This window comes from Xanthomonas sacchari (assembly GCF_040529065.1).
Taxonomy (GTDB): Bacteria; Pseudomonadota; Gammaproteobacteria; order Xanthomonadales; family Xanthomonadaceae; genus Xanthomonas_A; species Xanthomonas_A sacchari.
Genome location: NZ_CP132343.1, coordinates 4,055,807 through 4,075,859, shown reverse-complemented (window position 1 = coordinate 4,075,859; position 20,053 = coordinate 4,055,807). Strand labels below are relative to the sequence as shown.

The following is a 20,053-nucleotide window of genomic DNA, read 5'->3' as shown; positions in this document are numbered from 1 at the left end:
GTAGACTACGGTTTTATTACGTTTAAATGACGTCTGCCATGGGCGCGTTTCAGCGCCGTTGCATGTCCGGGTCCTGCACGCCCTGGCGGCGCAGTTCCAGCACCGTCGGAGTGATCGCGGCGATGCGCGCATCGATACGCGCGCGGGCCACATAGTCCAGGTCGCTGCGCTTCTTGAGGTTGTTGAGCTGGATCAGCGCCTGCTCCGGGTGCCCGTTCAGGTAGGCGGCCTCGGCATAGGCCTCGCCGGCGCGGGTCTCGTCGCCGGCCAGTTCGCAGGCGCGGGCGAAGGTGCGCTGGAACACCGGATCCTCCGCAGCCGCCCCCAGCAGCGGCCGCAGCACCGCCTGCGCGCGCTGGCCGGCCTGGCGGCCGCCCTGTTCGTTGAGGGCGGTGGCATAGCTCAGCGCTACCGCGCGGTTGCTGGGCATGCGCTTGACCAGCGCCTCGAAGCGCTGGTCGGCGGCCTGGGGCCTGCCGGCCTTGGCCTCGGCCTCGGCCACCGCCACGGTCAGCCACCAGTTGTCCGGGTGCGCCTGCAGCAGGCTCTCCAGCGTCTGCGCCACCTCCTGCGCGCCGCCGCCGGCACGTAGCCGGGCCAGCGCCAGGCCGTAGCGCTGGGCATCGCTCAGACCCTGCTTGCTGCCCTGGCGCAGGCCCTCGTACTCGCGGATCGCATCGGCCGGGGTGTTGGCGCTGAACACCCGCAGCCGCTCGCGGGCCCACTCGAACTGGCCGCTGGGGCCGCGCGCGTAGTTGGCGAACGGCAACTGCAGGCCGCCCGGCAGCAGCGGATTGCTGGGCGCGCCCAGCGGCTGGCTCAGCGACACGTCGTTCGGATCGACCCGCTCCTGCAGGGTGCCGCCGGGCACGCTGGTGGTCACGGTCAGGGTGTTCTTCTTCATCTGCTCGGCGCGCTCGCGCGCCTCGCTGATGCGGGTGGTGGTGACCGGGTGGGTCATCAGGAAATCGGGGGTGCTGTAGCCGCCCTGGTTGCCGCGCATCGCCAGCGACATGCGCTCGAAGAAGCCGGCCATCGCATCGACGTCGTAGCCGCTGCGCGCCAGGGTGCGGATGCCCAGGCGGTCGGCCTCCGATTCGTTGGAGCGGGTGTAGTCGATCTGGCGCTGCTGCATCAGCCCCAGGCCGCTGGCGATCGCCGCCTGGGTGGCGTCGCCGCTGGAGCGCCCGCCGGCCTGCTGCGCGGCGACCACCGCGGCGAGCATGCCGAGCAGGATCGGAATCTGGTCGCGCTGCGCCCGCTCCACCCCGCGCAGTACGTGCTGCTGGGTGACGTGAGCGATCTCGTGCGACAGCACCGCGGCCACCTCGTCCTCGCGCTCGGCGGTCAGCACCAGGCCGGCGTTGACCGCCACGTAGCCGCCGAGGGTGGCGAAGGCGTTGATCTGGCGGTCGCGCAGCATGAAGAAGGTGAATTTCTGCTGCGGCTGGTCGCTGTTGGCGCCGAGCCGGGTGCCCATGGTCTGCAGCCAGTCGTCGATCAGCGGGTCCTCGAGCACGTAGCCGTAGCTGCGCAGCTCGGCCAGCATCATCTTGCCGTACTCGGCCTGGCGCGCCGGGGTCAGCAGCTCGCCGGCCGAGGAGCCGATGTCCGGCAGCTTGTTCTCCTGGGCCGGCGCGACGGCGCAGGCGGTGGCCAGGGTGATCGCGAAGGCGAGCGGCAGCAGGCGCAAGACGGGCTCCAAGAGGGCAGGCGGACGCCGGGTGGCGGCCGGGACGACGGTGAATCCGGGATGATTCGCAGTGTTGCGGCAGCGGCCTCGAAAATCCACCCGGCCGCTACCATAGTGGCTTGGACCCTCTACACCGCCCGGAGTTTCCCGTGGACAACCCAACTGCCGACACCGGCCACGCCGGCGGCCCGCCGATCACCCTCTATTCCACCGCCATCTGCCCGTACTGCGTGGCGGCCAAGAACTTCCTCAAGAGCAAGGGCCGCACCTGGAACGAGGTGCGGATCGATCTGGACCCGGCCGAGCGCGAGAAGATGGTCGCCCTGGCGCGGCGCACCAGCGTGCCGCAGATCTTCGTCGGCGACGTCCACGTCGGCGGCTACGACGACATGATGGCGCTGCACCGCGCCGGCAAGCTGGAGCCGCTGCTCGACGGCAAGGCCCCCGAGGCGCAGGCATGAGCGGCGCTGCGACGGGCGAGGGCGGCGCGTCCGGGCAGGACCGCGTCCGCGAGTTCACCGAGTTCCGCCAGCGCATGAACCAGCGCATCCTGGCCGAGCCGAACCAGGTGGTGCGGCGCTTCTTCGCGCTGGACACTCAGACCTACCAGGCCGGCGCCCTGGACGTGAAGACCAAGGAACTGCTCGGCCTGGTCGCCTCGCTGGTGCTGCGCTGCGACGACTGCATCAGCTACCACGTCGCCCAGTGCAAGGAGGCCGGGGTCAGCCGCGAGGAGTTCTTCGAGACGTTCTCTGTGGGCCTGGTGGTCGGCGGATCGATCGTGATCCCGCACCTGCGCCGCGCGGTGGACTTCCTCGACACGCTGGAGGCCGGCGAGGCCGCCGCCCCGGCGCAGCACGCGCACGACTGAGCTCGCCGCGGCTTACCGACGGCCGCCGGCGCCGCGCCGGCGGCCGTCCGGTTTTGGGCGCCTTCACCGGCTTCGGGCATAATTACCGCTGAAACCTCCTTGCGCCTGCAGCCCCGGTTCCCGGGCGGCGCTCCCCCCTCTTGTACGGAAACCGCAACCCTATGACGCAGACAATCACGGTCATCCGTGGCGATGGCATCGGCCCGGAGATCATGGACGCCACGCTGTTCGTGCTCGACGCGCTAAACGCCGGCCTCACCTACGAATACGCCGACGCGGGCCTGGTGGCGCTGGAGAAGCACGGCGACCTGCTGCCGGCCGCCACGCTGGAGTCGATCCGCAAGAACAAGGTGGCGCTGAAGAGCCCGCTGACCACGCCGGTGGGCGAGGGCTTCAGTTCGATCAACGTGGCCATGCGTCGCCAGTTCGATCTGTACGCCAACGTGCGTCCGGCCAAGTCGTTCCCGAACACCAAGTCGCGTTTCGGTGCCGGCGTGGACCTGATCACCGTGCGCGAGAACACCGAAGGCGCCTACCTGAGCGAAGGCCAGGAAGTGTCGGCCGACGGCGAGACCGCGCTGTCGATGGCCAAGGTGACCCGCAAGGGCTCCGAGCGCATCGTCCGCTATGCCTTCGACCTGGCCCGCGCGACCGGCCGCAAGAAGGTCACCGCGGTGCACAAGGCCAACATCATCAAGTCCACCTCGGGCCTGTTCCTGAAGGTGGCGCGCGAAGTGGCGGCGAACTACCCGGAGATCGAATTCCAGGAAATGATCGTCGACAACGCCTGCATGCAGTTGGTGATGCGCCCTGAGCAGTTCGACGTCATCGTCACCACCAACCTGTTCGGCGACATCCTGTCGGACCTGTGCGCCGGCTTGGTCGGCGGCCTGGGCCTGGCCCCGGGCGCCAACATCGGCGTGGACGCGGCGATCTTCGAAGCCGTGCACGGCTCGGCCCCTGACATCGCCGGGCAGGGCAAGGCCAACCCGTGCGCGCTGCTGCTGGGCGCGGCGCAGCTGCTGGACCATATCGGCCAGCCGCAGAACGCCGAGCGCCTGCGCAACGCCATCGTCGCCACCCTGGAAGCCAAGGACGGGCTGACCCCGGACCTGGGCGGCAGCGGCAACACCATGGGCTTCGCCCAGGCCATCGCCAGCCGCCTCTGAGCGCGCCGGAAGATCGCACGAAAAGAAAGGGCGCCTCTTGGCGCCCTTTCTTTTGCTCGGAAGCCTGCCCGAGGCCGCTTCCGGTCATCGATCACGGGGAGCCGCTGTTGCGATTCCCCAATCCCGATTCCCGACTCCCGGCTTCAATTCCGCGACTGCAGCTTCGACAGCAGGCGCAGGAACTCCAGGTACAGCCACACCAGCGTCACCATCAGGCCGAACGCGCCGTACCACTCCATGTACTTGGGCGCGCCCTGTTCGACGCCGCTCTCGATGAAGTCGAAGTCCAGCACCAGGTTCAGCGCCGCCACCACCACCACGAACAGGCTGAACAGGATGCCGACCGTGCCGGAGGCGTGGATGTAGGGGATCTGGATGTTGAAGAAGTCCAGCACCATGGTCGCCAAATACACCAGCGCGATGCCGCCGGTGGCCGCGACCACGCCCAGCTTGAAGTTCTCGGTGGCCTTGATCATGCCGCTGCGGTAGGCGAACAGCATCGCGAACAGCGTGCCGAAGGTCAGCATCACCGCCTGCAGCACGATGCCGTTGAAGCGCACTTCGTACATTGCCGAGATAGATCCCAGGAAGAAGCCTTCCACTAGCGCATACAGCGGGGCGGTGATCGGCGACCATTCCTTCTTGAAGATCGTGATCAGGGCCAGGATGAAGCCGCCGACCAGGCCGCCCAGCGCGTAGCCGGCCACGCCCGGGGCGATCATCGCGTTGCCCGCGGCATCGATCGAGACCGACTGGCTCCAGGCGAATACGGCGGTGATCGCCGTCAACATCAGCAGGATGCCGGTCTTGTTGGCGGTACCGTTCAGTGTCATCGCGTCGCTATCGCGCGCGGCGACCGCGCTGCTCCCGGGCGAGACCACGGTGCCGCTGCGCAGATCGAGGAAGGTGGATTCCTTTAGGGCGGGATTGCCGCTGCGAAGCATGCTGTTTTCTCCTTACAAAAAGGCGCTCGGCTGATGCCGATGGCAAGACTTGAGGATAGTTCAGGCGATGTTGTGTGCATGCGACGTTGACAGCGGGCCGCAAGCTTCCCACAATAGCCGACCTTTCCGGCCTTGGTCGCGAGGGATGTTCCGCCGGGGTATAGCGCAGTCTGGTAGCGCGCCTGCTTTGGGAGCAGGATGTCGGGGGTTCGAATCCCTCTACCCCGACCAATCCGATGTCCAACGGCGGAAAGGAATGCGACAATCCAGCCAGGGCGCCCGTAGCTCAACTGGATAGAGCACCGGCCTTCTAAGCCGGCGGTTACAGGTTCGATTCCTGTCGGGCGCGCCAACACCGGCGCCGGGCGGGAGATGCAAGGTTTCAATGGTGGCTGTAGCTCAGTTGGTTAGAGTACTGGATTGTGATTCCAGATGTCGGGGGTTCGAGTCCCCTCAGCCACCCCATCGATCGTGTGACCCGATGCTTCGCGGGGTGTTGCAACGAAGCAAAAAAGCACATAGAATGTGCGACTCAGTTTCAGGGCCGTTAGCTCAGTTGGTAGAGCAGTTGACTCTTAATCAATAGGTCCAAGGTTCGAATCCTTGACGGCCCACCAAAACGAAAGGCACCTGCTCCGGCAGGTGCCTTTTTCTTTGCCGGCCGGCCTGCAACAATGTGCCGGCAGGCGCCATCCGGCGCCGCAGCGCGAAAGTGGCGGAATTGGTAGACGCCCTGGTTTTAGGTACCAGTGCCGCAAGGCGTAGGGGTTCGAGTCCCCTCTTTCGCACCATCCAGCCCCCTGCGGCCCCTCGCGGCGATGGCGGGTTCGGCGTCGCCACGGCGGCCTCCAGGCCCTGCGCTGGCAGGCGTCGCGGGAATAGGCGAAACTATCCGGCTGCGGCGGCTGTCCCGTGCCCGCGCCAACCCGTACTTTTCTACATCGTGCCGAGAGCCGTGGGCTCCCGGTGGCAGGAGTCCACATGCAAGCTTCGATCGAAACCACCGGTACCCTGGAACGGCGTCTGACCTTCACCCTGCCGGAGGACCGCCTGGAAACCCACGTCGGCGGCCGCCTGCGCGAAGTCGCGCGCACCGCGCGGATCAAGGGCTTCCGTCCGGGCAAGATTCCGGCCAAGGTGATCGAGCAGCGCTTCGGGCCGCAGATCCGCGCCGAGGCGCTGGACGGCCTGCTGCGCGAGACCTTCGACTCGGCCGTGCGCGAGCACGAACTGCGCCTGGCCGGCAACCCGCGCATCGACCGCGCCGGCGACAACGAGCTGCAGTTCGTGGCCACCTTCGAAGTGGTGCCGGACTTCGGCGACATCGACGTGTCCACGCTGCAGGTGATCCGCCACACCGCCGAGGTCACCGACGCCGACATCGAACAGATGATCGAGAACCTGCGCCTGCAGCGTCGCACCTGGCAGCCCGCCGCGCGTCCGGCGCAGGACGGCGACCTGGTGACCCTGGAGACCTGGTCGCAGGTGGGCGACGAGCGTCTGCCGGCCGAGGGCGTGGAGAAGGGCAGCAGCGTGATCGGCTCGGGCGTCATGTTCCCGGCGATCGAACAGGGCCTGGTCGGACTGTCCAAGGACGAAGAGAAGACGCTGACCGTCGACTTCCCGGCCGACTGGCGCGTGCCGCAGTTCGCCGGCAAGCAGGTCCAGGTGCACGTGAAGGCGGTCGACGTCGCCGCGCCGGTGCTGCCGGAGGTGGACAAGGAGTTCATCAAGAGCTTCGGCGTGAAGAGCGGCGATGCCGAGCAGTTCCGCAAGGACATCCGCATCAACCTGGAGCGCGAGCTCAAGGGCGCGCTGATGAACCGCCTGCGTCGCGAAGTGGGCGAGCAGCTGATCGCCGCCTACGCCTCGGTGGAAATGCCGCCGCGCCTGGTCGAGAACGAGGCGCGCGCCATGCTGGCGCAGCAGGTCGAGCAACTGCGCCGTTCCGGTCGCGACCCGGGTCAGGTGCCGGACGATGCCCACCAGGGCTTCATGGACGCCGCGCGCAAGCGCGTGCTGGTCGGCCTGCTGGTCGGCGAGGTCGCCCGCCGCAACGAACTGCGCCTGGACCCGAAGCGGGTCTCGGAGACGCTGCGCCTGATCGCCTCGACCTACGAAGAGCCGGAGCAGGTCATTGAGATGTACCGCAACGATCCCCAATTGATGGGGGGACTGCAGAGCCGCGTGATGGAAGAGCAGGTGATCGACTGGATCGCCGAGCGCGCCCAGCACACCGAGCAGGCGATGTCGTTCCAGGACGCGATCCGTCAATAAGACGACGCGTCGCCGCGTTGCGCAGCCGACCTGCGCGACGCGGATCCCATTTCACCTCCCCGCGGCGGCGGGGCGCAACACGATGCGAAGCCCTGCACACCCCCGTGCAGGGACGGACCCCGAGCAGCAGGAGATCACCGCGTGGACAATGTGACCAAGGCCTTGAATCTGGTTCCGATGGTGGTCGAACAGACCAGCCGCGGCGAGCGCGCCTACGACATCTATTCGCGCCTGCTGAAGGAGCGCCTGATCTTCCTGGTCGGCCCGATCGACGACCACATGGCCAACGTGATCGTGGCCCAGCTGCTGTTCCTGGAAGCGGACAATCCGGAGAAGGACATCAGCATCTACATCAACTCGCCGGGCGGCGTGGTCACCGCCGGCATGGCGATCTACGACACCATGCAGTACATCAAGCCGGACGTGAGCACCATCTGCGTCGGCCAGGCCGCCTCGATGGGCGCGCTGCTGCTGGCGTCGGGCGCGGCCGGCAAGCGCTACGCGCTGCCGAACTCGCGGGTGATGATCCACCAGCCGCTGGGCGGCTTCCAGGGCCAGGCCACCGACATCGACATCCACGCCCGCGAGATCCTGACCCTGCGCGCGCGGCTGAACGAAATCCTGGCCAAGCACACCGGCCAGTCGCTGGAGACCATCGCCCGCGACACCGAGCGCGACAACTTCAAGAGCGCCATCGACGCACAGGCCTACGGCCTCGTCGACCAGGTCCTGGAGCGTCGTCCGGATGAGTCCATCCAGCCGGCATAAGGCTTGCATGTACTGCAAAACGCAGCGTATTCCGCAGGGCCGGGGTCGGGCTAGCGTCCTCCCGGCCCTGTGCTATTCTCGAAATCGAACCCCCGTTCATCGGGTGGGGTAACTGGGTAAGCGAAGCAATGAGCGAAGACCGGCAAGGCCGTTCCGGCGACAGCAACAAGATCCTGTACTGCTCGTTCTGCGGCAAGAGTCAACACGAGGTCCGTAAGCTGATCGCCGGGCCCAGCGTGTTCATCTGCGACGAATGCGTCGAGTTGTGCAACGACATCATCCGCGAGGAGCTTGAGGAGAAGGCGCAGTCGGCACGCAGCAGCCTGCCCAAGCCGCGCGAGATTCTCGAAGTGCTCGACCAGTACGTGATCGGCCAGCAGCGCGCCAAGCGCACGCTCGCCGTGGCCGTGTACAACCACTACAAGCGCATCGAGAGCCGGCAGAAGAACGACGAGGTCGAACTGGCCAAGTCCAACATCCTGCTGGTCGGTCCGACCGGTTCGGGCAAGACGCTGCTGGCCGAAACGCTGGCGCGCCTGCTCAACGTGCCGTTCACCATCGCCGATGCGACCACGCTGACCGAAGCCGGCTACGTCGGCGAGGACGTGGAGAACATCATCCAGAAGCTGCTGCAGAAATGCGACTACGACGTCGACAAGGCGCAGCAGGGCATCGTCTACATCGACGAGATCGACAAGATCTCGCGCAAGAGCGAGAACCCGTCGATCACCCGCGACGTGTCCGGCGAAGGCGTGCAGCAGGCGCTGCTGAAGCTGATCGAGGGCACGGTGGCCTCGGTGCCGCCGCAGGGCGGACGCAAGCATCCGCAGCAGGAATTCCTGCAGGTGGACACCAAGAACATCCTGTTCATCTGCGGCGGCGCGTTCGCCGGCCTGGACAAGGTGATCCAGCAGCGCTCCAACGACGCCGGCGGCATCGGCTTCGGCGCCAAGGTCAAGAGCGTCGAGCGCAAGCGCGAGGTGGGCAAGATCCTGGCCGACGTCGAGCCGGAAGACCTGATCAAGTTCGGCCTGATTCCCGAGTTCGTCGGCCGCCTGCCGGTGGTCGCCACGCTCGAGGAACTTGACGAGCCGGCGCTGATCAAGATCCTGACCGAGCCGAAGAACGCCATCACCAAGCAGTTCAAGAAGCTGTTCGAGATGGAAGGCGTGGAGCTGGAGTTCCGCCAGGACGCGCTGCTGGCCATCGCCAAGAAGGCGCTCAAGCGCAAGACCGGCGCGCGCGGCCTGCGCACCATCGTCGAGTCGGTGCTGCTGGACACGATGTACGAGTTGCCGTCGCAGGAGAACGTCAGCAAGGTGGTGGTGGACGAGTCGGTGATCGAGCACAAGTCCGAGCCGTACCTGATCTACCAGACCCCGCCGGCGGCGCCCAAGGTCGCCTCCGCGGAGTGACCCCGGGCCGGAGGCGCGCGGCGGCCCTGCCGCGTGCCCCCGGCTTGCTGGTAAGTCGTTGAAATATAAAGGGGTTCTGCGCTCCCCTTGCATCGTCCAGCCGATGGCCCCATAACGGGGCCATCGGCGTTTTTATGGCCGCCCGCATCGCGTTCCCGCCTCCCAAATCGGAATCCTCATGGCCCAGTCCCAATCCGAAGTCCTCGACCTGCCGGTCCTGCCATTGCGCGACGTCGTGGTCTTCCCGCACATGGTCATCCCGCTGTTCGTCGGTCGCGACAAATCTATGCGCGCGCTCGAGCACGCGATGGAGGCCGACAAGCGCATCCTGCTGGTCGCGCAGAAGTCCGCCGAGACCGACGATCCGGCGGCGGCCGACCTGTACAACGTCGGCACGCTGGCGCAGGTGCTGCAACTGCTGAAGCTGCCCGACGGCACCATCAAGGTGCTGGTCGAAGGCCTGTCGCGGGTCAGCGTCGACAAGGTCGCCGAGCGCGACGGCGCGCTGCAGGGCGAAGGCCGCGAGATCGATGCCGCCGAATCGCGCGAGGAGCGCGAGGTCGAGGCGATCGCGCGTTCGCTGATGTCGCTGTTCGAGCAGTACGTCAAGACCAACCGCAAGCTGCCGCCGGAGCTGCTGCAGACCCTGTCCGGCATCGACGAGCCCGGCCGCCTGGCCGACACCATCGCCGCGCACATCGGCGTGCGTCTGGCCGACAAGCAGCGCCTGCTGGAAACCCTGGAAGTGGGCGAGCGCCTGGAGATGCTGGTCGGCCTGGTCGACGGCGAGATCGACGTGCAGCAGCTGGAAAAGCGCATCCGCGGCCGGGTCAAGTCGCAGATGGAGAAGAGCCAGCGCGAGTACTACCTCAACGAGCAGATGAAGGCGATCCAGAAGGAACTGGGCGACCTCGACGATGCGCCGGGCGAGCTGGAGGAACTGGCGCGCAAGATCGCCGAGGCCGGCATGCCCAAGCCGGTGGAGACCAAGGCCAAGGCCGAACTCAACAAGCTCAAGCAGATGTCGCCGATGTCGGCCGAAGCCGCGGTGGTGCGCAACTACCTCGACTGGCTGCTGGGCGTGCCGTGGAAGAAGCGCAGCAAGGTGCGCAAGGACCTGAAGGTCGCGCAGGAAACCCTCGACGCCGATCACTACGGCCTGGAGAAGGTCAAGGACCGCATCCTCGAGTACCTCGCGGTGCAGTCGCGGGTGAAGCAGATGAAGGGGCCGATCCTGTGCCTGGTCGGACCGCCGGGCGTGGGCAAGACCTCGCTGGGCCAGTCCATCGCCAAGGCAACCAACCGCAAGTTCGTGCGCATGTCGCTGGGCGGCGTGCGCGACGAGGCGGAGATCCGCGGCCATCGCCGGACCTACGTCGGTTCGATGCCGGGTCGCATCGTGCAGAACCTCAACAAGGTCGGCAGCAAGAACCCGCTGTTCGTGCTCGACGAGATCGACAAGATGTCGATGGACTTCCGTGGCGATCCGTCCTCGGCGCTGCTGGAAGTGCTCGACCCCGAGCAGAACAACGCCTTCAACGACCACTACCTGGAAGTGGACCTGGACCTGTCCGAAGTGATGTTCGTGGCGACCTCCAATTCGCTGAACATCCCCGGCCCGTTGCTGGACCGTATGGAGGTGATCCGCATCCCCGGCTACACCGAGGACGAGAAGCTCAACATCGCCACGCGCTACCTGGTGCCCAAGCAGCTCAAGGCCAATGGCCTGAAGCAGGACGAGTTGGAGATCGGCGCCGACGCGATCCGCGACATCGTGCGCTACTACACGCGCGAATCCGGTGTGCGTAACCTCGAGCGCGAAGTCGCCAAGATCTGCCGCAAGGTGGTCAAGGAGATCGCCCTGGCCGGTCCGCAGCCGGCCGCCCCGGCGAAGAAGGCCGCAGCGAAGAAGGGTGCCGTGCGCAAGGACAAGGCGCGCGTGAGCGTCGGCTCGAAGAACCTGGACAAGTACCTGGGCGTGCGCCGTTACGACTTCGGCCGTGCCGAGGAGCAGAACGAGATCGGCCTGGTGACCGGCCTGGCCTGGACCGAGGTCGGCGGCGATCTGCTGCAGATCGAATCGACCCTGGTCCCGGGCAAGGGCGCGGTGATCCTGACCGGCCAGCTCGGCGACGTGATGAAGGAATCGGCGTCGGCCGCGTTGTCGGTGGTGCGCTCGCGCGCCGAGCGGCTCGGCATCGAGGCGGACTTCCTGCAGAAGCACGACGTCCACCTGCACGTGCCGGACGGCGCCACGCCGAAGGACGGCCCCAGCGCCGGCATCGCGATGGTGACCTCGCTGGTGTCGATGCTGACCAAGGTGCCGGTCAAGTCGGAGGTGGCGATGACCGGCGAGATCACCCTGCGCGGCCGCGTCTCGGCGATCGGCGGACTCAAGGAGAAGCTGCTGGCCGCACTGCGCGGCGGCATCCGCACCGTGCTGATCCCCGAGGAGAACCGCAAGGACCTGGCCGACATCCCGGAGAACGTCACCCGCGATCTGAAGATCGTGCCGGTGAAGTGGATCGACGAAGTGCTGGATCTGGCACTGGAGCGTCCGCTAGCGCCCAAGCCCGCCGCCGATGCCGAACAGGCACCGTCGCGGCGCAAGCAGAAAGCATCCTCGAACCCGCGCGTCAAGCACTGACGCGCGCTGAACCGCACCCGCGCAAACGGCTCAAACCCGCGCCGTTGTTGGCTTTTCGGCTTGCGCGGGTATGGGCCCGCTGGTATAAATGCAGCGCTTGCGAGCACCGCGAACGGGCGTGCTTGGTAGTGCAAAACATATCCATCGGGGTCTCGCCCAGGCGAGGCAGGCCACGCCGACACCCGATCCTCAATCCGCGGTCTTCTGCCGCACATGGAGTCATCAAGAAATGAATAAAGCCGAACTGAACGACGCGATCGCCGCTGCCGCCGACATCTCCAAGGCCGAAGCCGGTCGTGCCATCGACGCCTTCGTGTCGGAAGTGACCAAGGCCCTGAAGAAGGGCGACAGCGTCACGCTCGTGGGCTTCGGCACCTTCCAGGTGCGCGACCGTGCCGAGCGCACCGGCCGCAACCCGAAGACCGGCGACTCCATCAAGATCGCGGCGTCGAAGAATCCGACGTTCAAGGCTGGTAAAGCGCTGAAGGATGCCGTAAACTAATCGACTCGCTAGGGTGCTTAGCTCAGCGGTAGAGCGTCTCCTTTACACGGAGAGGGTCGGGGGTTCGAAACCCTCAGCACCCACCAGAGCACCAAGCGACAGGTTTCAAAAGCGGAGTGGTAGTTCAGTCGGTTAGAATGCTGGCCTGTCACGCCGGAGGTCGCGGGTTCGAGTCCCGTCCACTCCGCCAGTTGTACCGAAGCCCCCGAGCGATCGGGGGTTTCGTTTCTCGCAGTCGCCGCCACGCGCCAGCGTCGGCCCGGCAGCTCCGGGAAAGCGGGCCTCGCGCCTGCCTCCGTTCAAACGCGGAGTGGTAGTTCAGTCGGTTAGAATGCTGGCCTGTCACGCCGGAGGTCGCGGGTTCGAGTCCCGTCCACTCCGCCATTTGTACGCGAAACCCCCGAGCGATCGGGGGTTTCTTTTTTTCCGCAACGCACTGGAACGCACTGGCGTTCGCCCCCGATTGCCGCCGCGGCGCATGAGCGGCGCGGGTTGCCGGGCCGCCGGTTCTGCCGCAAGGCGTGAAGCGGGTTAAACTGCGCGGCTCGCCAATAGGCCGTCGGTTCCCAATGCTGCAGAAACTTCGCGAAAAGACCTCGGGCTGGATCGCCACCGCGATCATCGGTCTGTTGATGATTCCGTTCCTGTTCGTCATCGACAACAGCTACCTCGGTGGCGTCGGTGCCAACAATGTCGCCAAGGTGCAGGCGCCGCCGTCGTGGTGGTCGTCGGCGCCGTCGTGGTGGCCGGTGTCGCTGCTGTGGCAGCACCACGAAGTGAGCACGGAGCAGTTCCGTACCCGCTTCGAGCAGGCGCGCATCCAGGCGCGCGAGCAGCAGGGCGAGAACTTCGATCCGCGTGCGTTCGAAAGCATCGACAACAAGCGCAAGCTGCTCGATCAGCTGATCGACGAGCAGGTGGCGAAGTTGTCGGCCGAGCGCGCCGGCGTGGTCATCGGCGATGCCGCGGTGCGCGATTACATCAGCTCCATGCCTGCGTTCCAGAACGACGGCAAGTTCGATCCGGAGCGCTACCGCCTAGCGCTGGCCTCGGGCACGCCGCCGCGCACGCCGACCATGTTCCAGCAGTTGGTGCGCGATGCGCTGCAGCAGTCGGTGATTCCGTCGGGCATCGCCGAATCGGCGTTCGCCACCAAGCAGGAAACCGATCGCCTGCTGAAGATGCTGGGCGAAACCCGCGACGTGGAAATGGCGCTGTTGCCGGAGATGCCGGCCGACACCGCGCCGGTCAGCGACGCGCAGGTGCAGCAGTGGTACGACTCGCACAAGTCCGACTTCAAGCAGCCGGAAACCGTGACGATCGAGTACGTCGACCTCAACGCGGCCAGCCTGCCGCCGGTCAAGCCGGCCGACGAGGCGACGCTGCGCAAGCGCTACGACGACGAGAAGGCGCGCTTCGTCGAGCCCGACCAGCGGCTGGCCTCGCACATCCTGATCAGCGCCGGCAAGGACGCGGCCTCGCAGAAGGCGGCCGAGGCCAAGGCCGCCAAGCTGGCGGCCGAAGCCAAGCAGCCCGGCGCCGATTTCGCCGCGCTGGCCCGCGCCAACTCCGACGATCCCGGTTCCAAGAACGCCGGCGGCGACCTGGGCTGGGTGGAGAAGGGCGTGATGGTCAAGCCGTTCGAGGATGCGCTGTTCGCGATGAAGCCCGGCGAGATCGTCGGTCCGGTGAAGAGCGAATTCGGCTATCACGTGATCCAGCTGCGCCAGGTCAAGGGCGGCCAGGGCAAGTCGTTCGAGCAGGTGCGCGACCAGCTCGCCAGCGAGCAACTGAAGGCCGACAGCGAGAAGGCCTTCAGCGACCTGAGCGGCAAGCTGGTGGACCTGGTCTACAAGAACCCGACCGCGCTGGCCTCGGCGGCGAAGGAAGTGGGCCTGCCGGTGCAGACGCTGGGGCCGTTCTCGCGCGCCAACGCCAGCGGCATCGCTGCGCAGCCGGCGGTGCTGCGCGCCGCGTTCTCCGACACCCTGGTGCAGGACGGCACGGTCAGCGACCCGATCAACCTGGGGCCGAACCACAGCGTGCTGATCCGCGTGACCCAGCACCAGCCGGAGCAGATCCAGCCGCTGGCCAAGGTGCACGAGCAGGTCGTCGCCGCGGTGCATGCCGATCGCACCGCCAAGGCGGCCGCCGCCAAGGCTGACGCGCTGCTGGCGCGCCTGCGCAAGGGCGAAACGCTGCAGGCCCTGGCCGGTCCGGAGAAGCTGCAGATCAACCCGATGCCGGGGCTGCCGCGCAACGTGCCGATGCCGAGCGCACAGGCCAGCCAGGCGATCTTCAGCGCGCCGCAGCCGGCCGAGGGCAAGCCCTCGGTGGGCAAGGTCGAGCTGCCTGCCGCGCCGGGCACGGTGGGCAAGCGCTATGCGCTGTTTGCCGTCACCAAGGTCACGCCGGGCGACCTGAGCAAGGTGCCGGCCGAGCAGCAGACGATGTTCCAGCAGCAGCTGGCGCGCATCGAAGGCGAGGCCGATGCCAAGGCCTACGTCGATGCGATGCGCAAGCACTTCAAGATCAGCGTGCAGGAGTCGCAGCTGTAACGGTTGCGCCGTCGTACGTGCTTTCACGCAACAGGCCCGGCATTGCCGGGCCTGTTGCGTTTCAGGGTGGCATCAAGGTGTGCGTCTTGCCGCGCACAGCGGTGCGGCAACGCGCGCGCAAGCACAGGGCGTGCGCCGGCTGGCAGGTTGGGTGGGCACGAAGAGCGGCAGCGGCCGCCATCGCTTGGCCCGAGGCGCTGTGCAAGCTGGCTGTGATCAAGGCAAAGCGTCCTGCCCGTCGGGCAATGCGCCCGTTGCCGCAGGTGCTGTGCGCGGTGAGGCGCCAGGCTCGCAGAGGTTCGCGTCGTGTCAGGCGCCGCTCGGGTCGTGGTCATTCCCGCGACGCGGCTGCATGTCCTCGGGCGTTGCAGCGTGTTCCGGACGTCGTCCCGCCGAAGCGGGAGCGCTCAGTCCTCGTAGCTCAGCACCATGCCAGGACGCAGCACGCTGCGCGCGGACAGGCCGTTCTTCATCAGCAGCGCCTGCACGGTGATGCCATAGCGCTTGGCGATATTCCAGGCGGTGTCGCCGTCGCGCACGGTGTGGGTATGGCGGGAGCGTGTGCCAGCGCGGGTGGCGCGGCTCGGCGCGGGGCTGTCGTCGGCGCTGGCCACGGTGGCGACAACCGGAGCGTCGTCCTGCGTGGGCGGTGCGGTGTCCTGCTGGGCCAGCACGGGGCCGCCCACGCTGCGTGGCGCTAGCACCGGCAGTGCGCGCCTGGCGCCGCGGCCGTTGCCCAAGGCCGGATTCAGCCGGGCGAGCTGGTTGCCCTGCAGCGCCTGGCGCCGTGCCCACTCGTCCAGCGCCATGCCGGCGGGCAGGGTCTGCGCCTGCAGGATCGGCACGTCGCGGTCCAGCGAGGCCATCCATTCGTCGCGGGTCTGCGCCTGTTCCAGCACGCAGGCCAGCGCGTGTAGCTTCTCGACGTAGGCATAGGTGACCGAGGACAGCCCGGGCAGCTTGTCCGGCTGCGCGTTCTGCGCGTTCATGCCGGCGCGGCGCATCGACTGCAGCACGCGGTATTCGCCGGCGTTGTAGGCCATGATCGCCAGGCGCCAGTCGCCGCCGAACATGCCGTGCAGGGTCTTCAGGTAGCGCACCGCGGCGCGGGTGGAGTCGACCGCGGACAGGCGGCCGTCGTAGCCGTTTTCCAGCGGAACGTCGTGGTTGCGCGCGGTGCCGGGGATGAACTGCCACAGGCCGGCGGGGCCGCCGCTGTTGCGCGCGGCCGGGCGGTAGCCGCTTTCCACGAACGGGATCAGCGCGAACTCGGTCGGCAGGTTGGCCGCGCGCAGCTCGTCGACCACGTAGCCGAACAGCGGCAGCACGTCCTCGTCCTCGTCGGCCAGGCGCGAGGGAGCGCGCGAGAACTGCTGCTGCCAGCGCGCATCGGTGGCACCGGCGTCGCAGCGCGCGTCGGCCAGGCCGTCGCGGAAGCGGGCCAGGATGTCGTGCCCGTTACGGGTGGTGGGCGGCGGCAGTGCCGCCGCATCCGTCGGCAGGCCGTTCAGGCCGGCTACGGTCTGCTCGAGTGCCGCCGCAAGCGGGGTCGCGGCCGCCGCGGGGGGCGCCGCCGACGCCATCGCCAGCGTCAGCGCCGCCGTCAACGCCAACGCCCTCATGCGCGGAAATCGTCTTTCCAGCGCCTCAATTCGGCGAAGACTTCCACTTCGTCGGACACCCCCCGGCCGAGCCGGGCGCCGATCGCCTGCTGGATCGCCGCCGAGGCGGTACGCAGGAACGGATTGGTCGCCAGTTCGCTGGCGAGAGTGACGGGGACGGTGGGACGGGCAGCGTGACGCATGGCCTGGGCTTCCTGATGGCGCTGCCGCAGGGCAGCGTTGGTGGGATCGACCGTGACGGCGAATGCCGCATTGGCCAAGGTGTATTCGTGTCCGCAGCAGACCAGCGTCTGCCCCGGGAGGGCGGACAGGCGCTGCAGCGAACCCAACATCTGGGAGGGCGTACCTTCGAACATGCGCCCACAGCCCAGGCTGAACAGCGTATCGCCGCTGAACAGGTGACCGTGGCCGACATAGGCCAGGTGCGAGCGGGTGTGGCCGGGGACGGACAGGGTATCGAACTGCCAGTCCAGCACCTTCACGACATCGCCGTCGCCCACCCGCTCGCACGCAAATCCGGCGATCCGCGGGTCGTCCGGCGCGTACACCGGGATGTCCGGCCAGCGTTCGCGCAGCGCCGCCACGCCGCCGATATGGTCGTCGTGGTGGTGAGTGAGCAGGATGGCGGTCGGCTGCAGGCCTTGTGCCGCGGCCTCCAGGACCGGTTCGGCCTGGCCTGGATCGACCAGCAACGCACGCCCGTCGTCCGTGGCGATCGCCCAGATGTAGTTATCCTGGAATGCGGGCAGGGCGATCAGTCGCATAGAATTGGCACCATGCCTGCCGTGTCGCTCCCTCGTCAAGCCAACGTCTCATCCTGGTTTGATACGGCCGGGGCGCAGGCGTTGCTCCAGGCCGAGCAGCCGCTGATCCTCGACGCCCTGCTCAAGCGCCCCGCGCAGCCCTGGCTGTGGCTGGCGCCGGTACCGCTGCCGCCTCCCGGGCGCGAGCTGCCGGGGCGGGGCATCCGCCTGCACCGTAGCCCGCGCGGCTATGCCGGCGACCTGGTGTGCACGCTGCCGCTGCCGCTGCCGTCGGAGAGCGTCAACGCCATCGTCCTGCAGCACGTGCTCGCCGCCGACGCGGCGGAGCTGCTGGAGGAATGCGAGCGCATCCTGATGCCGGGCGGCCGCGTGTGGCTGTTCGCGCTCAACGCGATGAGCCCGTACCGGCTGCGCTGGCGCCGCCAGGGCCTGGTGGCGCGCCCGCCGGGCAGTTGGCGCGGCCTGCTGGAACAGGTCGGCCTGCCGTGCGTGGAGCAGTTGCGCTATCTCGGGCCGGTGTGGCCGACCCGCGGCGGCGTCGGCCCGGCCACCTCCACCGCGCCGCTGCGCGCGGTCTGCATGCTGCAGGCGGAAAAACGCACCGCCGCCGGCATCGGTCCCATTCCGCTGCGCGCGCCGGTCCGCTGGCGCGGCTCGGTCGCTTCGATCTGAACACGGAGTTTCATGAAGACTGTCGACATCCATACCGATGGCGCCTGCCTCGGCAATCCCGGCCCCGGCGGCTGGGCCGCGCTGCTGCGCTACAAGGGGCTGGAGCGCGAGGTGGCCGGCGCCGAGGCGCACACCACCAACAACCGCATGGAACTGATGGCCGCGATCATGGCCCTGGAGACGCTCAACGAGCCCTGCCAGATCGTGCTGCACACCGACTCGCAGTACGTGCGCCAGGGCATCACCGAATGGATGCCGGGCTGGGTGCGGCGGCAGTGGAAGACCGCTGGCGGCGATCCGGTCAAGAACCGTGATCTGTGGGAGCGGCTGCACGCCGCGGCGCAGCGGCATACGATCGACTGGCGCTGGGTCAAGGGCCACAACGGCGATCCGGACAACGAGCGGGTCGACCAGCTGGCGCGCAACCAGGCCCTGCACGTGCGCGCCGGTGGCGCCGTGGTCGCGCCTTGATCCCGTCTTCCTTTTCCGCTGCGAGTCCCATGCGTCAGATCATCCTCGATACCGAAACCACCGGCCTGGAATGGAAGAAGGGCAACCGCGTCGTCGAAATCGGCGCGGTGGAACTGCTCGAACGCCGCCCCAGCGGGCGCAACTTCCATCGCTACCTGCGTCCGGACTGCGATTTCGAACCCGGCGCGCAGGAAGTCACCGGCCTGACCCTGGATTTTCTTGCCGACAAGCCGGAATTCCACGAAGTGGTCGACGAATTCCTGGAGTTCATCGACGGCGCCGAGCTGATCATCCACAACGCCTCGTTCGACCTGGGCTTTCTGGATTACGAACTGTCGCGGCTGGGCGAGTCCTACGGCCGCATCCTCGACCGCGCCACGGTGATCGACACCTTGCTGCTGGCGCGGGAGCGCTTCCCCGGCCAGCGCAATTCGCTGGACGCGCTGTGCAAGCGGCTGGGCGTGGACAACTCGCACCGGCAACTGCACGGCGCGCTGCTCGATGCGCAGATCCTCAGTGACGTGTACATCGCGCTGACCTCCGGCCAGGAGGAGATCGGCTTCGCCCTGGCCGAGGACGGTGCCGCGCATGCGGCGGCGCAGGGTCCGGCATTCGACATGACCATGCTGTTGCCGCGGCCGCGGGTGGTGCCGACGGCCTCGGAACTGGAAGCGCACCAGGCGCGACTGGAGAAGCTGCGCAAGAAGGCCGGCCGCGCGCTGTGGGACGACGCCGAGCCGGTCGTGGCGGACGCGCTGGCCGGCTGAAGGGTGCCTCCAATAACCACGGGACGTATCTTGTAGGAGCGGCTTCAGCCGCGATGAGGCGTCCCCGGTAAGGCCCTGTCGCGGCTGAAGCCGCTCCTACAGGGCAGCCTGGCCGGCTTGGGCGTGAAGAATGCAGGTGCCCAGCGGTGCCCTGACGTCGTTTGCGTGGCCGGAGCCGCCGCGCCGCACCGAATTCAGTGACAGCGCACCAGGATCGCGGTGATGTTGTCCGAGCCGCCTTCGTCGAGTGCGGCGGCGACCAGCATGTCCACGCACTCCTGCGCGCTGCAGTCGTCGTGGCCCAGCGCGTTGGCCAGGCCGGCATCGTCCACTTCCTCGGTGAGCCCGTCGCTGCACAGCAGCAGGCGCATGCCTGGGCGCAGTTCGCCGGTCATCGTGGCCACGTTGAGGTGCTGCGGATCGGTCACGCCCAGCGCTTGGGTGACGACGTTGCGGTGCGGATGGGCGCGGGCCTGCTCGGCGGTGAGCGCGCCCTGCGCGATCAGTTCCTGCACGTAGCTGTGGTCCTGGCTGAGCTGGGCCAGCTTGCCGTCGCGCCACAGATAGGCGCGGCTGTCGCCCACCCAGGCGACCTCGAAGCGGTTGCCCTGCACCCGCGCGGCCACCACGGTGGTGCCCATCGGCAGGGTGTCGTTGCGGCGCTGCGAGGCGCGGATGATCTCCGCGTCGGCGATGCGGATGGCTTGCGCCAGCGCGGTGCCGCCGCGCACTTCACGGACGATGGCCTCGCGCGCCAGGGCGCTGGCGACCTCGCCGCAGGCATGGCCGCCCATGCCGTCGGCCACCAGCCACAGCCCCAGTTCGTGGTCGCCGTAGTAGGTGTCCTCGTTGAGGTCGCGGCGCAGGCCGACGTGGGTGAGGTGTCCGAATTCGATCATTGCGCGCCTGCGGC

17 protein-coding genes and 8 tRNA genes are annotated in these 20,053 nt (G+C 67.7%); 20 read left to right on the top strand and 5 right to left on the bottom strand.

The window, feature by feature from the left end:
- Positions 1-49 precede the first annotated feature (49 nt).
- Positions 50-1,693 (bottom strand): M48 family metalloprotease, encoded by a 1,644-nt coding sequence (locus tag RAB71_RS17220; protein ID WP_010341115.1) that lies wholly within the window; start codon positions 1,691-1,693, stop codon positions 50-52.
- A gap of 149 nt (positions 1,694-1,842) precedes the next feature.
- Here RAB71_RS17220 and grxC point away from each other — a divergent pair, with 149 nt between their 5' ends.
- The 3 genes from grxC (at position 1,843) to RAB71_RS17205 (ending at position 3,733) form a co-directional block, all read left to right on the top strand.
- On the top strand, positions 1,843-2,154 hold the full coding sequence (gene grxC / locus RAB71_RS17215; RefSeq protein ID WP_010341116.1) for a glutaredoxin 3: 312 nt from the start codon (positions 1,843-1,845) through the stop codon (positions 2,152-2,154).
- Entirely contained in the window at positions 2,151-2,564 is a 414-nt protein-coding gene (locus RAB71_RS17210) for a carboxymuconolactone decarboxylase family protein (RefSeq protein ID WP_010341117.1), read from the top strand. Before grxC ends, RAB71_RS17210 begins: the two co-directional genes overlap by 4 nt.
- Before the next feature lie 161 nt (positions 2,565-2,725).
- Positions 2,726-3,733: an isocitrate dehydrogenase gene (locus RAB71_RS17205; protein WP_010341118.1), complete on the top strand. Its 1,008-nt coding sequence runs from the start codon at positions 2,726-2,728 to the stop codon at positions 3,731-3,733.
- A 143-nt stretch (positions 3,734-3,876) separates the two neighbouring features.
- Here RAB71_RS17205 and RAB71_RS17200 read toward each other — a convergent pair whose 3' ends face one another.
- Complete coding sequence (locus RAB71_RS17200) at positions 3,877-4,677, bottom strand: Bax inhibitor-1/YccA family protein (RefSeq protein WP_010341119.1); 801 nt, start codon at positions 4,675-4,677, stop codon at positions 3,877-3,879.
- A 154-nt stretch (positions 4,678-4,831) separates the two neighbouring features.
- On the opposite strand from RAB71_RS17200, the gene RAB71_RS17195 reads away from it, so the two are divergent.
- The 14 genes from RAB71_RS17195 (at position 4,832) to RAB71_RS17130 (ending at position 14,844) form a co-directional block, all read left to right on the top strand.
- A tRNA-Pro gene (locus RAB71_RS17195) sits at positions 4,832-4,908 on the top strand.
- A 44-nt stretch (positions 4,909-4,952) separates the two neighbouring features.
- A tRNA-Arg gene (locus RAB71_RS17190) sits at positions 4,953-5,029 on the top strand.
- 36 nt (positions 5,030-5,065) lie between these two features.
- Positions 5,066-5,142 (top strand) — tRNA-His (locus RAB71_RS17185).
- Between the two features lie 76 nt (positions 5,143-5,218).
- A tRNA-Lys gene (locus tag RAB71_RS17180) sits at positions 5,219-5,294 on the top strand.
- Between the two features lie 89 nt (positions 5,295-5,383).
- Positions 5,384-5,468: transfer RNA gene (locus tag RAB71_RS17175), tRNA-Leu, on the top strand.
- Between the two features lie 190 nt (positions 5,469-5,658).
- Complete coding sequence (gene tig, locus RAB71_RS17170) at positions 5,659-6,954, top strand: trigger factor (protein WP_010341120.1); 1,296 nt, start codon at positions 5,659-5,661, stop codon at positions 6,952-6,954.
- A gap of 141 nt (positions 6,955-7,095) precedes the next feature.
- Positions 7,096-7,722, top strand: a complete 627-nt coding sequence (gene clpP / locus RAB71_RS17165) for an ATP-dependent Clp endopeptidase proteolytic subunit ClpP (RefSeq protein WP_010341121.1) — start codon at positions 7,096-7,098, stop codon at positions 7,720-7,722.
- A gap of 128 nt (positions 7,723-7,850) precedes the next feature.
- The gene (gene clpX / locus RAB71_RS17160; RefSeq protein ID WP_010341122.1) at positions 7,851-9,137 is read left to right on the top strand and encodes an ATP-dependent Clp protease ATP-binding subunit ClpX; all 1,287 of its coding nucleotides are present in this window, start codon (positions 7,851-7,853) and stop codon (positions 9,135-9,137) included.
- Positions 9,138-9,315: 178 nt separating this feature from the next.
- Complete coding sequence (gene lon, locus RAB71_RS17155; RefSeq protein ID WP_010341123.1) at positions 9,316-11,784, top strand: endopeptidase La; 2,469 nt, start codon at positions 9,316-9,318, stop codon at positions 11,782-11,784.
- Between the two features lie 229 nt (positions 11,785-12,013).
- Positions 12,014-12,286: an HU family DNA-binding protein gene (locus RAB71_RS17150; RefSeq protein WP_010341124.1), complete on the top strand. Its 273-nt coding sequence runs from the start codon at positions 12,014-12,016 to the stop codon at positions 12,284-12,286.
- Between the two features lie 11 nt (positions 12,287-12,297).
- A tRNA-Val gene (locus tag RAB71_RS17145) sits at positions 12,298-12,372 on the top strand.
- Between the two features lie 27 nt (positions 12,373-12,399).
- Positions 12,400-12,476: transfer RNA gene (locus RAB71_RS17140), tRNA-Asp, on the top strand.
- Between the two features lie 117 nt (positions 12,477-12,593).
- Positions 12,594-12,670 (top strand) — tRNA-Asp (locus RAB71_RS17135).
- A 185-nt stretch (positions 12,671-12,855) separates the two neighbouring features.
- Positions 12,856-14,844: a peptidylprolyl isomerase gene (locus tag RAB71_RS17130; protein WP_010341126.1), complete on the top strand. Its 1,989-nt coding sequence runs from the start codon at positions 12,856-12,858 to the stop codon at positions 14,842-14,844.
- Positions 14,845-15,251: 407 nt separating this feature from the next.
- Here RAB71_RS17130 and RAB71_RS17125 read toward each other — a convergent pair whose 3' ends face one another.
- Positions 15,252-16,466, bottom strand: a complete 1,215-nt coding sequence (locus tag RAB71_RS17125) for a lytic transglycosylase domain-containing protein (RefSeq protein ID WP_041499960.1) — start codon at positions 16,464-16,466, stop codon at positions 15,252-15,254.
- Positions 16,463-17,230, bottom strand: coding sequence for a hydroxyacylglutathione hydrolase (gene gloB, locus RAB71_RS17120; protein ID WP_010341130.1), 768 nt, complete (start codon positions 17,228-17,230; stop codon positions 16,463-16,465). Before gloB ends, RAB71_RS17125 begins: the two co-directional genes overlap by 4 nt.
- Positions 17,231-17,242: 12 nt before the next feature.
- On the opposite strand from gloB, the gene RAB71_RS17115 reads away from it, so the two are divergent.
- From RAB71_RS17115 to dnaQ, 3 genes are read left to right on the top strand one after another with little or no spacing between them, the layout of a single operon-like run.
- The gene (locus RAB71_RS17115; protein ID WP_029561849.1) at positions 17,243-17,902 is read left to right on the top strand and encodes a hypothetical protein; all 660 of its coding nucleotides are present in this window, start codon (positions 17,243-17,245) and stop codon (positions 17,900-17,902) included.
- A gap of 12 nt (positions 17,903-17,914) precedes the next feature.
- Positions 17,915-18,373: a ribonuclease HI gene (gene rnhA, locus RAB71_RS17110; protein WP_010341132.1), complete on the top strand. Its 459-nt coding sequence runs from the start codon at positions 17,915-17,917 to the stop codon at positions 18,371-18,373.
- A gap of 29 nt (positions 18,374-18,402) precedes the next feature.
- A complete protein-coding gene (gene dnaQ, locus RAB71_RS17105) occupies positions 18,403-19,140 on the top strand; it encodes a DNA polymerase III subunit epsilon (RefSeq protein WP_010341133.1) in 738 nt (245 codons plus the stop codon).
- 194 nt (positions 19,141-19,334) lie between these two features.
- Here the strand turns inward: dnaQ and RAB71_RS17100 are convergent, their stop codons facing one another.
- Positions 19,335-20,039 (bottom strand): PP2C family serine/threonine-protein phosphatase, encoded by a 705-nt coding sequence (locus RAB71_RS17100; RefSeq protein ID WP_010341134.1) that lies wholly within the window; start codon positions 20,037-20,039, stop codon positions 19,335-19,337.
- Between the last annotated feature and the right edge of the window lie 14 nt (positions 20,040-20,053).